This is a genomic window from Ruegeria sp. CL3 (assembly GCF_056536505.1).
Window position 1 is genome coordinate 126548 of record NZ_JBQFPT010000002.1, and the last position, 12249, is coordinate 138796.

General features: G+C 59.8%; 13 protein-coding genes. 1 reads left to right on the plus strand and 12 read right to left on the minus strand.

Going from position 1 to position 12249, the window contains the following annotated elements; genetic code table 11:
* Positions 1-214: 214 nt before the first annotated feature.
* The 11 genes from ACR0NO_RS02895 to ACR0NO_RS02945 form a co-directional block, all read right to left on the minus strand.
* Positions 215-631: a hypothetical protein gene (locus ACR0NO_RS02895; protein ID WP_480526631.1), complete on the minus strand. Its 417-nt coding sequence runs from the start codon at positions 629-631 to the stop codon at positions 215-217.
* Entirely contained in the window at positions 618-1952 is a 1335-nt protein-coding gene (ftsA, locus tag ACR0NO_RS02900) for a cell division protein FtsA (RefSeq protein WP_170375007.1), read from the minus strand. Before ftsA ends, ACR0NO_RS02895 begins: the two co-directional genes overlap by 14 nt.
* Before the next feature lie 8 nt (positions 1953-1960).
* Positions 1961-2968, minus strand: coding sequence for a cell division protein FtsQ/DivIB (locus ACR0NO_RS02905; RefSeq protein ID WP_480722921.1), 1008 nt, complete (start codon positions 2966-2968; stop codon positions 1961-1963).
* Entirely contained in the window at positions 2956-3873 is a 918-nt protein-coding gene (locus ACR0NO_RS02910) for a D-alanine--D-alanine ligase (RefSeq protein WP_170637168.1), read from the minus strand. The genes ACR0NO_RS02905 and ACR0NO_RS02910 overlap by 13 nt, the downstream gene beginning before the upstream one ends.
* A 108-nt stretch (positions 3874-3981) precedes the next feature.
* Positions 3982-4908 (minus strand): UDP-N-acetylmuramate dehydrogenase, encoded by a 927-nt coding sequence (gene murB / locus ACR0NO_RS02915; RefSeq protein ID WP_480722922.1) that lies wholly within the window; start codon positions 4906-4908, stop codon positions 3982-3984.
* A 56-nt stretch (positions 4909-4964) separates the two neighbouring features.
* Complete coding sequence (locus tag ACR0NO_RS02920; protein WP_170554216.1) at positions 4965-5207, minus strand: DUF2484 family protein; 243 nt, start codon at positions 5205-5207, stop codon at positions 4965-4967.
* Positions 5204-5452: a DUF2484 family protein gene (locus tag ACR0NO_RS02925; protein ID WP_480722923.1), complete on the minus strand. Its 249-nt coding sequence runs from the start codon at positions 5450-5452 to the stop codon at positions 5204-5206. The genes ACR0NO_RS02920 and ACR0NO_RS02925 overlap by 4 nt, the downstream gene beginning before the upstream one ends.
* 72 nt (positions 5453-5524) lie before the next feature.
* Positions 5525-6934 (minus strand): UDP-N-acetylmuramate--L-alanine ligase, encoded by a 1410-nt coding sequence (gene murC / locus ACR0NO_RS02930; RefSeq protein WP_480722924.1) that lies wholly within the window; start codon positions 6932-6934, stop codon positions 5525-5527.
* Complete coding sequence (locus tag ACR0NO_RS02935; RefSeq protein ID WP_480722925.1) at positions 6931-8028, minus strand: UDP-N-acetylglucosamine--N-acetylmuramyl-(pentapeptide) pyrophosphoryl-undecaprenol N-acetylglucosamine transferase; 1098 nt, start codon at positions 8026-8028, stop codon at positions 6931-6933. The genes murC and ACR0NO_RS02935 overlap by 4 nt, the downstream gene beginning before the upstream one ends.
* Positions 8028-9191 carry a putative lipid II flippase FtsW gene (ftsW, locus tag ACR0NO_RS02940; protein WP_480722926.1) on the minus strand — a complete coding sequence of 388 codons (1164 nt, stop codon included), beginning with the start codon at positions 9189-9191 and terminating at the stop codon, positions 8028-8030. Before ftsW ends, ACR0NO_RS02935 begins: the two co-directional genes overlap by 1 nt.
* A gap of 126 nt (positions 9192-9317) precedes the next feature.
* Positions 9318-10391, minus strand: coding sequence for a Hint domain-containing protein (locus tag ACR0NO_RS02945; protein WP_480722927.1), 1074 nt, complete (start codon positions 10389-10391; stop codon positions 9318-9320).
* Positions 10392-10640: 249 nt separating this feature from the next.
* Here ACR0NO_RS02945 and ACR0NO_RS02950 point away from each other — a divergent pair, with 249 nt between their 5' ends.
* Positions 10641-11819, plus strand: coding sequence for a BaiN/RdsA family NAD(P)/FAD-dependent oxidoreductase (locus tag ACR0NO_RS02950; RefSeq protein WP_480722928.1), 1179 nt, complete (start codon positions 10641-10643; stop codon positions 11817-11819).
* A gap of 23 nt (positions 11820-11842) precedes the next feature.
* Here the strand turns inward: ACR0NO_RS02950 and ACR0NO_RS02955 are convergent, their stop codons facing one another.
* On the minus strand, positions 11843-12223 hold the full coding sequence (locus ACR0NO_RS02955; protein ID WP_170374988.1) for a glycine zipper family protein: 381 nt from the start codon (positions 12221-12223) through the stop codon (positions 11843-11845).
* Positions 12224-12249 lie beyond the last annotated feature (26 nt).

The following is a 12249-nucleotide window of genomic DNA, read 5'->3' on the forward strand; positions in this document are numbered from 1 at the left end:
GCAACCGGCGGCATTTCGCAGGCTTTGCCAAATATAGCGGAAACAACGCGGATCACTACAAGACACAGAGCATCCGAGCAGTGAACGACCTACGCGTCACGCCCCGGATTCGAACCAAAACTACTGCGGAAAACTGCTCAATGTCCTGCCGCAAGACCTCTGACGGGCCCTGTGGATATCTTGAGGGATAAATCAGGCCTTCGCAAGGTGTTTTTCAACTGATTGGGGCACTTGGACAATTCAGGCTGTAATTGGTCATGCTGCGCACCTCCTGGATTTCCCCATTGCCCAGCTCTGCCAGCCGGACCATCAAACGGCCCTGATATTCGAATGGCCACCAGCAGACGGGAATGCCGTCTGTATCATCGTCATAGAGAAAACAGATCTGCCCATTCGGTGTCGTGATCTGACCGTAGACGCATCCCCCACCCTCGACCCGCCAGACCGAGGTCTTGCGGTTCAGGAACTGCTCGGTTCCCACCAGATCACCGCTGCGGATTTCGTGGAATTGCACCGTTTTGCCAAGCACAGCATCCAGAAACGTCTCAGGTGAGATGACGGACTGCGCCGAAGCGAGGCCGGGCGCAAGCGCCACGCACAAGGCGCGGCGCAGGGCTCTACCAATTGTCACGGAACCACCGAACGGCGCGCTTGAACGGGCGCGCGGCATAGGTGTCCACGGGGATCTCGAAATCCCACCACTCATCCTGCGGATGCGCCGCAAACAGGCTGAGACCAACGGCCGAGGAAAAGCCCGGGCCGGTGGCGGATTGCGGCAGGCCGTGAACGCGCAGCGGGCGGCCCAGACGGACGCGCTGGCCAAGGATACGGGTCGCGAGGCCGTCGAGCCCCATGATCTGGCTACCTCCACCAGTCAGCACGATCTGCTGGCTGGGCATATGTTCGAATCCGGCGGCATCGAGGCGGACGCGCACCTCTTCCAGAATCTCTTCGACCCGAGGGCGCATTATCCCGATCAGCTCGGCCCGGCTGACGGTGCGGCGATCATGCTCCCAATCGCCGGTATCGCCGCCAATATCGATCAGGTCGCGATCATCGGCTCCGGTCGCGTGAACACCGCCATTGAAAGTCTTGATCCGCTCGGCCACGGCGGTTGGCACGCCAAGGCCCATCGAGATATCCTGTGTGACGTGATCACCACCCATGCGCACGCAATCGGCGTAGATCATGTGTTTCTTCATGAAGATCGACACGCTGGTGGTCCCGCCACCCATGTCGATGCAGGCCGCGCCCAACTCCTGCTCATCCTCGACCAGAGCCGAGATACCCGACACATAGGCCGAATTTGCAATACCTGCGAGTTCCAGATCGCACCGCTTGATACAGCGGACGATGTTCTGGATCGCAATCGCGTCTACGGTCAGCATATGCATGTCGACGGCCAGAGATTGCCCCATCTGCCCGCGCGGGTCGATCAGGCCTGAGCGGTTGTCCAATGCGAAATTCACCGGCTGGGCATGCAGAACCTCACGCCCAGCCCCGTAATCCGGGACATCGCAGGCGTTCAGAACACGACCAACCTCGGCCTCGGTCACAAGCTGGCCTTCCAGATCGACCTGCGCATCCAAACCGTAGGAACGTGGGTTCGCGCCCGAGAAACAAGCAATGACGTGATCGACGCGGATATCGGCCATCTTCTGCGCGGCTTGCAGGGCGGTGCGGATCGCACGCTCGGTTTCCTGCATGGCGGTAACTTCGCCAAACTGCACTCCGCGCGAACGCGTGGTCGCCGCGCCAATGACCCGGAACCCGGTCTGCCCGGCCATCGAGCCGATGGTGTTATCCTCACTCAGTCGCCCGGTGCCATCAAACCGAAGCACGAGGCACGAGATTTTCGAGCTACCCACATCCAGAATGGCGATAACGCCCCGCTGCATCGCTTGTCTGCGCATTTGCCGCATGGCGCGTTGGGACTGATAAAGATCGGTCATCATGGTCGTTACTGCCCGTTACCCACTGTCACTTTTGTATTCCACCAGTCTTCGCTGGCGGCTTTGGTCATTCTGATCGTTGGCCGCTGTCCGAGGCGCATATCCACTACGGCCACGTCACGCTCCAACAGGTCCTGTACTTCGTTTACGGCCAACACCCGTTCGAGCGCGCGCACCGGGCGGTCCGTCGGCAGCATGATGCGCTGGCCGCGATCCAGCACCAGATCCCAGCGCCGCTCGCCAATACGCACCAGGCCCCGAACACGGGTGCCAAGGCTGCGTGAGGTGCGGAAAATCTCAAGCGCTTCGGCGACATGCTCATCCGCGCCCTTGCCCGCGATCAAGGGCAGGTCGCTGTGATCCTTGCGTGAGGCGATCAGGTCCACATGAACGCCGGTCTCATCCAAAAGCTCAATAGACTCTCGGGTGCGCCACACGATGACAGGCTGACGCTCGACAACGTCCACCTGCAGGATGCCACCGGGCCGAATGCGCACAGTGGCCGATTTCACCGGATCAAGCCCGGTAATCGTGTCGCGCATCTTTTCGACGTCCAGATCCCAAGAGCTGATCGGGAAATCCAGAGGCACCACCTCTCGAATGTCATTAGACAGGCCGGGACCTGCGCCATCAATGGCCATCAGATTGACCATGAACTCAGGACGCTCCTGTATCGAGGTGCGTATGTCGGCGATATAGGTATTGAGCGCCTCGCGCCGCTCCTCGGACGCAAAGTAGAGCCCGACGGCGGCCGCAACAGCGCAGATCGGCAGACCCAGCTTGACGCCCATACGGATGCCCGGCGTCAACATCCAACGCTGGAACCGGTAGCTGAGGCGCGACGGTGCCGGATCAGACCGACGCGCGGTGCGGTTGAACAGCTTCACCCCGCCCAAACGCAGAACAGGCTGCGTTTCATGGGATTCGGTATCAGCGGATTCGAAATCAGCATCCGGCCCGGCCAGAGGTTTGGCCCGATGGATCACTGGCGCGCGGGAGGCTCTTAGCGGTCGCATGAGGCGTCCTCCACCATCCAGGCGCAGAGCTGTCCGAAACTCATCCCGCAGTGTTCTGCCTGTTCCGGCACCAGAGAGGTTGGCGTCATACCGGGCTGGGTGTTCGTTTCCAGAAGGAACAACCCATCCGCGCCCATAGTGTCGTCCCAACGGTAGTCGGTACGGGTCACGCCGCGGCAGCCCAAAGCGTTGTGCGCTTTCAAAGCGTAGCCCATGCAGCGGTCAAAGATATCCTGCGGGATGTCAGCGGGCAGCACATGCCACGAGCCGCCGGGCTTGTATTTGGCATCGTAGTCGTACCAACCACCATCCGTCATGATCTCAGTCACGGTCAGGGCGCGATCACCCATCACGGTCACCGTCAACTCACGTCCCGCAACGTATTTTTCGACCATGATGTGATCGGGCATATCCTCCGACAACTGCGGAGGACCGTTCGACCCTTCGTGGACGATGTAGATGCCGACGCTCGACCCTTCGTTGTTGGGCTTGGCGACGTAAGGCGGCTCCATCACGTGAACCTCAACCACCTCGACCTTGGGCACGATCACGCTGGGAACAATGGGCAGTCCTTCGACCTGATAGACCTCTTTGCTGCGCTGCTTGTCCATTGCAAGCGCCGAGGCCAAAACACCCGAATGGGTGTAGGGAATACGCATCCACTCCAACAGACCCTGCACGCAGCCATCCTCGCCCCATCGGCCATGCAGAGCGTTGAAAACCACATCTGGGTTGATATCCAAAAGGCGCGCGTAGAGGTCGGGACCTGCGTCCAGTTCAACCACTTCAAAGCCTTCTCCCACAAGGGCGGCTGCGCATTCGCGCCCAGAGCTGAGAGACACCTCGCGTTCCGCCGAGGGGCCACCCATCAATACCGCCACTTTGGGGTTTGTCCTACTCGACATACCCAATGTGCGCCTCAATGTCCCCGGACCTTATGTGGTGGTCCGTACTGCGTTTATGCCTTTGATCCGTCGCCGTTAATTGCCTGTTATGGTCTGACGGTTGGGGCTTTATTCTTTCAGCGGATCACCGACCCGCATGATTTCCCACTCTAGCGTGATGCCGCTTGTTTCGTAAACCTTTTTTCGCACCTCTTCACCCAGACCTTCGAGGTCCGCCGCGGTCGCCTCGCCCGTATTGATCAGGAAATTCGAGTGCTTGGGGCTCATCTGCGCGCCACCTTTCTTGGCCCCACGCATGCCCGCATCGTCGATGACCTTCCAAGCCTTGAGGTCATGCACATCATCTGCCTTCCCGGTCGAGGAGAACCCTGCCGGATTGCGAAAGGTCGACCCGGCGCTGCGGTCTTTGGTGGGCTGGGTCTCGTCGCGCTTTTGCAACTGCGCCGTCATTCGGGCATGAAGCGCGTCAGGTTCACCTTCCGGGCCTTCGAAACTTGCCGAGATCAGCACCGCACCATCAGGCAGATCGGATTGACGGTAGCGAAAGTTCAGGTCCTCGGGGCCAAGCTCAATCACTTCACCCCGCCGTGTGACGACAGTGGCCCTTTTCAGAACATCCGCCGTGTAGCTGCCATAACACCCTGCGTTCATGCGCACAGCACCACCGATAGAGCCCGGTATTGTGCGCAAGAAGGTCAGATCCACACCGGCATCCGCCGCTTTGCGCGCCACATGCGCATCCAAAGCCGCCGCGCCAGCGGTTACCCTAGTGCCCTCGATCTCAATCCCATTGAAGCCCCGCCCCAGCCGTATCACCACGGCGCGCAATCCGCCATCGCGCACTATGAGGTTCGAGCCGACGCCCATCGGGAAGATTACGACGTCATCGGGAAGCTCGCGCAAAAAGCCCTGCAGATCTTCTACATCCGCAGGTTGGAACAAATAGTCAGCTGGACCGCCGACACGCAGCCATGTCAGGTCGCTGAGACTTCGGTTTTCGGACAGTTTGCCACGAGGCACAGGAAGAACAGTCATAGCTGCTAACTCGCGGATTCAGAGCGAGTTGGCAACATGCATCCGCAGTGAAACGGTCAAATTCGCCGACGAAGCCACCGCCCCAGATAGATCACCGGCCAGCGCAGTATCGACATACCCATCACGAGGACTATCAGCCCGACCCATGGGCCGTTCTCATAGGTGACATATCCAAGCAGAGGGATACCGACCGCGATCAGGATATAGGCGCGGGTCCAGTGGTTGTCCTTGCTGGGGATCATCGCAAGCAAGTTCGCAACAAGGCCCCACAGGGCCGCGAGGGCAAGAGAGAGGGTCACTCCATCACCTCCCCTCGCACCCACTTGCGCCAGTAATAGCGGATCGGGTTGCGGAACATTGAGGCGAAACCTCCGAAGGCCAGAACCGACCAGACCCATCCATGGTCATAACCCAGCCAGATGATCATCACCGGCGCGCAGATCAACAGCACAATCCCCGGAGGGAATTGCAGCCGCATCGGCAGCAAGGCCACGATAGTGGCGCTGATCGCCCAAAGGGCGGCAAAGATGGTTGAATAGTCCATTGTCCCCTCCTGGGACGTGGTCTTGGCAATAGATCACACATCTTCAGGTTGTGCAGCAAATAAGATCCGCCGTCAAACAGCCTGTTTTCGTTGCAACCGTTGCGGCAAGCCGTTCGCCCATGCGCTGATTGTCCCTGCCCCAAGGCATACGACCATGTCGCCCGGGCGGGCTTGTTCGCGGACCAGACGCTCCAGATCGTTTTCGTCCAGCAAGGCGCGTGCGTGGCGGTGGCCGTGACGGATGAGGCCCTGCACCAGATCATCGCGCGAAGCACCTTCGATCGGCTCTTCTCCGGCAGCGAAGATGTCGGCGATTGCAACCACGTCAGCGTCGTTGAAGCAGGTGCAGAAGTCATCGAACAGGTTGGACAGGCGCGAATAGCGGTGCGGCTGGTGAACGGCGATCACGCGACCCTCGGTCGCTTGGCGGGCCGCTTTCAGGACGGCGGCGATTTCGACCGGGTGGTGGCCGTAATCGTCGATGATGGTGACACCGTCGACCTCTCCGACCTTGGTGAAGCGGCGGTTGACGCCACCAAAGTTGGCCAGCGCCTCGCGGATTTCAGTGGTCTTCATGCCCAGATGACGCGCCACGGCCACAGCCGACAATGCGTTCGAGACGTTGTGATCACCCGGCATCGGCAGCGTGCAGCCCTCGATCACCGTGTCTTCGTATTGCAGATGGATATCGAAATGCGCGACACCACCTTTGTAAGTCAGGTTCTCCGCTCGCACATCCGCCTGCGCGTTGAAGCCATAGGTGCGCACGCGGCGGTCGGTAATGCGCCCGACCAGCGCCTGTACTTCGGCATGGTCTGTGCAGCACACCGCCAGACCGTAGAAGGGCAGGTTCGATACGAACTCATAGAACCCATCACGTAACCTGTCGAAATCACCCCAATGCTCCATATGCTCGGGGTCGATATTGGTGACGATGGCGATGGTTGCAGGCAGGCGGTTGAAGGAGCCGTCGGATTCGTCGGCTTCGACCACCATCCATTCGCCCTGCCCCATGCGCGCGTTCGAGCCATAGGCGTGAATGATACCGCCATTGATGACGGTTGGGTCGAAATCTCCGGCCACCATCAGCTCGGCCATCATCGTGGTCGTGGTGGTTTTGCCATGCGTCCCGGCGATTGCGATGTTCGAGCGCAGGCGCATTAGTTCGGCCAGCATATCGGCGCGGCGAACGACGGGCAGGCCCTGCGCGCGCGCTTCGTCCAGTTCCGGGTTGCCCGGTTTGATAGCGGTCGAGGTGACGACCACGGCGGCGTTTTGCAGGTTTTCAGCCTTCTGCCCCACAAAAATCTCGGCCCCCAGAGACGCCAACCGATCCGTGATCTTCGACGCTTTCAGGTCCGACCCCTGTACCCGGTAGCCAAGATTCAGCAACACCTCAGCGATGCCCGACATTCCGATCCCGCCGATCCCAACGAAATGGATCGGTCCTACGTCCTGCGGTAGTTTGGTTGCGGGGTTCATGTGGTCTCCTTTTGCGCCAGTTGCTCGACAAGGGCGACCAGACGCTCGGTGGCGTCGGGGGCTCCGGTCGAGAGGGCGGCATGGGCCATTTTCTGTGCGGCTTCGGGGTTGGTCAAAACCGTGGTCATTTGCTCAGTCAGTGAGGGAACGTCAAGCGCCTTTTCGGGGATCATGATCGCCCCGCCTGCCTGCACCAGTCCTCGGGCATTGGCGGTTTGGTGATCGCCTGCGGCGGCGGCGAAAGGGATCAGGATCGACGGGCGACCGATAACCGAGATATCGGCCACGCTCGACGCGCCCGAACGGCTGATGACAAGCTGTGCATCCGACATGCGGCGCGGAACGTCATCAAAGAACGGCTGCACATCCGCGCGAATGCCGTGATCGGCGTAGAAGGCCGTAACCCTCTCACCATCCTCGTCGCGGGCCTGATGCGAGACGCGGATGAACCCGCGCAGGAATTCGGGCAAAGCGGCGATTGCCTCGGGCACCACATCGCTGAGGATACGCGCACCCTGACTGCCACCCATCACAAGAACCGACATCGGATACTCACCGGGTGGGATATAGGGCGCGCCGGCCCGCTCCAGCACCGAAGCCCGGACCGGATTACCGGTGTGAATACCGCTGGACCCTTCCGGCAGATCGGTAGGCCAAACACCGCAGGCCACTTGGGCCACGCGTGTGGCGAAGAGCTGGTTAACACGCCCCAAGACACCGTTTTGCTCATGGATCATACGCGGCAGTTTCAGCAGCGTTGCCGCGCCCAGCGCCGGGATCGAGGGATAGCCGCCAAATCCCACAACCACGACCGGACGGTCGCGCAACATCTGCATCGCCATGCTGGTTACGCCGCCCGCAATCTTCGGCCCCACCAGCGCCTTTGCGGCCAGACCGCCGCGTGCGAAAGTGGCCGAGGACGCCTCGACAATCTCGGTCGTGTGCGGGAAGCCCCCGGTATAGCGGGCACCACGCGGGTCGGTCGACAAGCGCACGCGCCAGCCCTTTTGCAGCATCGCCTCAGCCAAGGCCTGCGCCGGGAACATATGGCCCCCGGTGCCGCCAGCCGCAATCAACAGGTAAGGTTTGCCCATCAGCCTCGTCCGCGCAGAATATCACCAAGCTCACCCTGTGGGCGCGAGCGTGTGAAGGCCAGCAACATGCCAACCGCAATACCACCCGCGATCAGCGATGAGCCGCCATAACTGACAAAGGGCAGCGTCATGCCCTTTGCGGGCAACAGGCGCACGGCGACACCCATATTGATCATCGCCTGTACGCCAAACATGCAGGCCAGCCCGGTGCCAGCCAGACGGATGAACATATCCCGCTCACGCATCAGGCGCATCAGTGAGCGCACAACGATGATCGAATAAAGCGCGATAATGATCAGCACCAGGATCAGCCCATATTCCTCGGCCGCCACTGCGATGATGAAATCCGTATGCGCATCAGGCAGAGACCATTTGACCTGCCCCTCACCCACGCCAACACCAAACAAACCGCCCTCGCGGATGGCGTTGGTCGCGTAGCCAAGTTGAGTGGTCGGATCGACCTCTTGGTTCAGAAATCCGTCGATGCGGCGGGCAAAGTGGTCCGAGTTGGAATAGGCGAACATCCCACCCAGAACGACCACTCCGGCCATGCCAACCAGCAAAAGCATCGGTGCTCCGGCAACGAAATACATCACGCCCCAGCCGAACAGGATCAGGCAAGCTTGCCCGAAATCAGGCTGCATCACCAGCATTCCGACAATTGCCACACACAGCGCAAAGGACCACAACCGCCCCGGAGGGCCGTTGATCTCTTGCGAGGCTGCCAGCAGCCACGCCGCAACGACCACAAATCCAGGCTTTAGAAACTCGGACGGTTGCAATGAGGCGAAGCCCAGCGAGTACCAGCGTACAGCGCCTTTTCCGAAATCCGTCCCGAAGACCGGCAGGAACGCCAGCGCCACGAAGGCCCCCAAAAAGCCCAGCACAGCCAGACGGCGCACCAGTGTAGGCGACATCATCGAGGTCAGTAGCATCGCGATCAGCGCCAATCCGCCGAAGAGCGCCTGACGTTCGACATAGTGGAAGGGATCAAACCCGTTGCGCCCGGCCAGAGGCGGCGATGAGGCCAGCCCCAGCAACAATCCTATGACAAACAGAATCAGAACGCAGGACATCGTCCAGCGATCAATCGTCCGCCACCACTTTGGTAGAATCGGTTCCCCGCGCTGGTCCTGGACCGCGCCATACACCATCTCAGTCATGAGATACCGCCACTTACTGCCTCACTCGCGTCCCGTTTTCGGGATCTGTTTGAGAGTCTACAGTGAATTTGGCGTTTGGGCTAGGGAAATGAGCCGTGCAAACGAAAACGGCGCCTTAACGAGATGTCATCCGCCCCTGTTGGCATGAGCCTTTCTTTGAACCACTGGCTTGCCGTTTTTCACGTGCCGCTGAACTAGATTGCGCATTTGCCTCCCCCTCCTCGGGACCAGTCGCGCGGGTTCCGGCTTGTGGGTGTCTAAAAACAACTGCGGAAAAATTTGCCGCAATTCTTTGACCGCATCCATTCCAATCGCCCTAAGCGCTTCGGGCCCCGTGAACAGGCTTTCCGTCGGCGCGCCCTCGGCAAAGATGACCTCGTGGCGGTCAAGGAGAAGGTGGATATACGTAACCGTCGCGCCTCCCGTCTGCACTGAAACGCCAGGCAGATCGAGCAGTTTGCAGGCCGGGACAAAGACCTCATCTTTGGCGAACATGCGCTCAGCAATGGCTGACTTGACCAGCATGCGGTGTTGTGGCGAGACACACAGATCACGCGCAGGAACGCCCTGTCCCAAAGCACCCTGCGCGATATGGATTGGCCTTAGCTTGGGTTTCAGCGTCAGATCTATTTTGTCGAGGTCCTGCGTGCCGATCCAACGGATCGGTTGAGCACCATTATCCTGAGTGAGAACCAAATCACCTGGGTTCAGATCGTCAATCAATCGTGGGCCATCAGGTGTTTCGATCAACGTGCCCGAAACGAAACACGGCACAACCGTATCAACATCAATATCGGGGCCGTTGTCGATAACCCCGTTGACGGTCAGAGGCGTGTTCAGCGGTGGAACAGAGCCATCAAGAAACCCAATGAAGAACCCGGATTCCGCGTTGATAACGTTCGAGTTTCCATTGCCGTCGATGTCGTAGTCGAAGATACCGATCTGGTACGTATTGGTGCCGTCTGTGACTTCGATAGTGAAGTCCCAGAAGATCACATTGCCATCGAAGGTCTGCGTTGGGTCGTTTGGAAACTCGTTGTTCTGGTCATCACCATCGATGATTGTAGCGTCGGCCCCATCCTCGATAGTGATCTGGCTGTAGGCCGAAATCTCGAAGACAACGCCTGTTGGATCGAAGGTAACGTCATTCGCAGACAGATCTGTGTCGGTTCGGAACGCACCGAAAACACTGGTCGGCATAGTGAATACACTCCGCAAAACGGGAAACAGCTCGGAACTTGGCACTTTTTTATCGTCACTCAGGCCAAGGTAACAGGTGGTAGGCCTCACAACGGTTCAAAATACATTAATCTGTTGCTGTTCAGGCGCTCTCGGCTGCGGAAACTGTGCCTTTCGCCTGATAGAAGCTGGCCTTTGGACACGCTCTGTTTTTGAGCGGGTGTCTTACCAGCGCTTGCCATCCGGGCCAATCCGCGCCATTCGCAGCGCATGACCTATGACACGATCATCCTCGGGGCCGGTGCTGCCGGTATGATGTGCGCGGCGCATTGCGGCGGGCGGGTTCTGGTGATCGATCACGCAAAAGCCCCCGGCGAGAAGATCCGCATCTCGGGCGGCGGGCGCTGCAACTTCACCAATATGTATGCGGGGCCTGCCAATTTCCAGTCGCATAACCCGCATTTCTGCAAATCCGCGTTGGCGCGCTATACGCAATGGGATTTCATCGATCTGGTCGGGCGTCACGGCATCGCATGGCATGAGAAAACGCTGGGGCAGTTGTTCTGCGACGACACCTCGAAGCAAATCGTGCAGATGCTGCTGGATGAGATGACCCGGGCCGGGGCTGACCTGTGGCTGAGGACCGAGGTCAAAGCGCTGCGCAAGACCGAAGCCGGGTTCGCGCTGGAGGTCGACCGCGAAGGTGCGCGGCACAGCCTGACCTGTCGCAACCTTGTGCTGGCAACCGGCGGCAAGTCGATCCCCAAAATGGGTGCAACCGGTCTCGCCTATGACATCGCGCAGCAATTCAATCTGCGCGTTACAGATACCCGCGCTGCGCTGGTTCCGTTCACCTTCTCGGACGGGAGGTTCAAGGAGCTGTCTGGCGTCTCTCTGCCCGCACGCCTGTCCAACGATCGCACCAGTTTTGACGAAGCACTTCTGTTCACCCATCGTGGCCTCAGCGGACCATCGGTGCTGCAACTGTCCTCATATTGGCATGAGGGAAAAGCGATCCGCGTCAATCTGATTCCGGACCTGCCTTTGTTCGATCTTTTGCGCGATCAGCGACAGACCGGAGGGCGCAAGGCTCTGACCACCGAACTCGCCCGGCACTTGCCATCGCGGTTGGTGGATCACCTCGCCCAACATATCCCGATGAAGGGCAACCTTGCCGATCAGTCGGACGCGGCGCTGAACGACCTGATCTTGGCTCTCTCGGATTGGCATCTCACGCCTTCGGGGACCGAAGGATACCGAACCGCAGAGGTCACTCTGGGTGGGATTGACACTGATGACCTGTCGTCAAAAACGATGGAGGCCAGGGATGTCCCCGGCCTCTATGCGATTGGTGAAGCGATGGATGTCACCGGTTGGCTTGGCGGCTATAACTTTCAGTGGGCTTGGTCCTCGGGCCACGCCGCCGGAAAGGCCATTTCCGCGCGTTAGCCGACGCGATCGATTGCGCGGCCCTAGCCGACGACGTTGTAGCCGCGTCCGCGCATGCAGTTGCGCACGATGACTTCCTTGTTCTGGTTCTTCGCGATCACGTCTGCCCCGGCCCCGATCAGAGCACCTGCCGCAGCAGCGCGACCCAGATTGTCGCTGCTGTCCTGAATGATGGCAGTGGTCGCCGCAGCACCGGCCGCACCAATCGCCGCGTTACCCGCGGTCGATCCATCGACCGCTGCCTGAGACGCCGCCAGTTGCTGACATTGCAGCAGGTCCGACTGGTAGTTGGGGCCAACCGGGCCATCAATAACGGGCACGTAGTTTGCGCCTGTATTCGTGCAAGCCCCAGCCAGCAGCAGAGCCGGGACGATCAGAAGGGATTTCGGGTTAGGCATATTCATGACCTCTTTTTGAATTTCCGAGCAGA

Bases quoted from the DNA above. Each gene is read 5' to 3' on its own strand.
- ACR0NO_RS02935 (WP_480722925.1), bottom strand. From the start codon at position 8,028: ATGGGCAAACCTTACCTGTTGATTGCGGCTGGCGGCACCGGGGGCCAT.
- murB (WP_480722922.1), bottom strand. From the start codon at position 4,908: ATGACTGTTCTTCCTGTGCCTCGTGGCAAACTGTCCGAAAACCGAAGT.
- ACR0NO_RS02950 (WP_480722928.1), top strand. From the start codon at position 10,641: ATGACCTATGACACGATCATCCTCGGGGCCGGTGCTGCCGGTATGATG.
- ACR0NO_RS02925 (WP_480722923.1), bottom strand. From the start codon at position 5,452: ATGGACTATTCAACCATCTTTGCCGCCCTTTGGGCGATCAGCGCCACT.
- ACR0NO_RS02905 (WP_480722921.1), bottom strand. From the start codon at position 2,968: ATGCGACCGCTAAGAGCCTCCCGCGCGCCAGTGATCCATCGGGCCAAA.
- ACR0NO_RS02910 (WP_170637168.1), bottom strand. From the start codon at position 3,873: ATGTCGAGTAGGACAAACCCCAAAGTGGCGGTATTGATGGGTGGCCCC.
- ftsW (WP_480722926.1), bottom strand. From the start codon at position 9,191: ATGACTGAGATGGTGTATGGCGCGGTCCAGGACCAGCGCGGGGAACCG.
- ACR0NO_RS02945 (WP_480722927.1), bottom strand. From the start codon at position 10,391: ATGCCGACCAGTGTTTTCGGTGCGTTCCGAACCGACACAGATCTGTCT.
- murC (WP_480722924.1), bottom strand. From the start codon at position 6,934: ATGAACCCCGCAACCAAACTACCGCAGGACGTAGGACCGATCCATTTC.
- ACR0NO_RS02955 (WP_170374988.1), bottom strand. From the start codon at position 12,223: ATGAATATGCCTAACCCGAAATCCCTTCTGATCGTCCCGGCTCTGCTG.
- ftsA (WP_170375007.1), bottom strand. From the start codon at position 1,952: ATGACCGATCTTTATCAGTCCCAACGCGCCATGCGGCAAATGCGCAGA.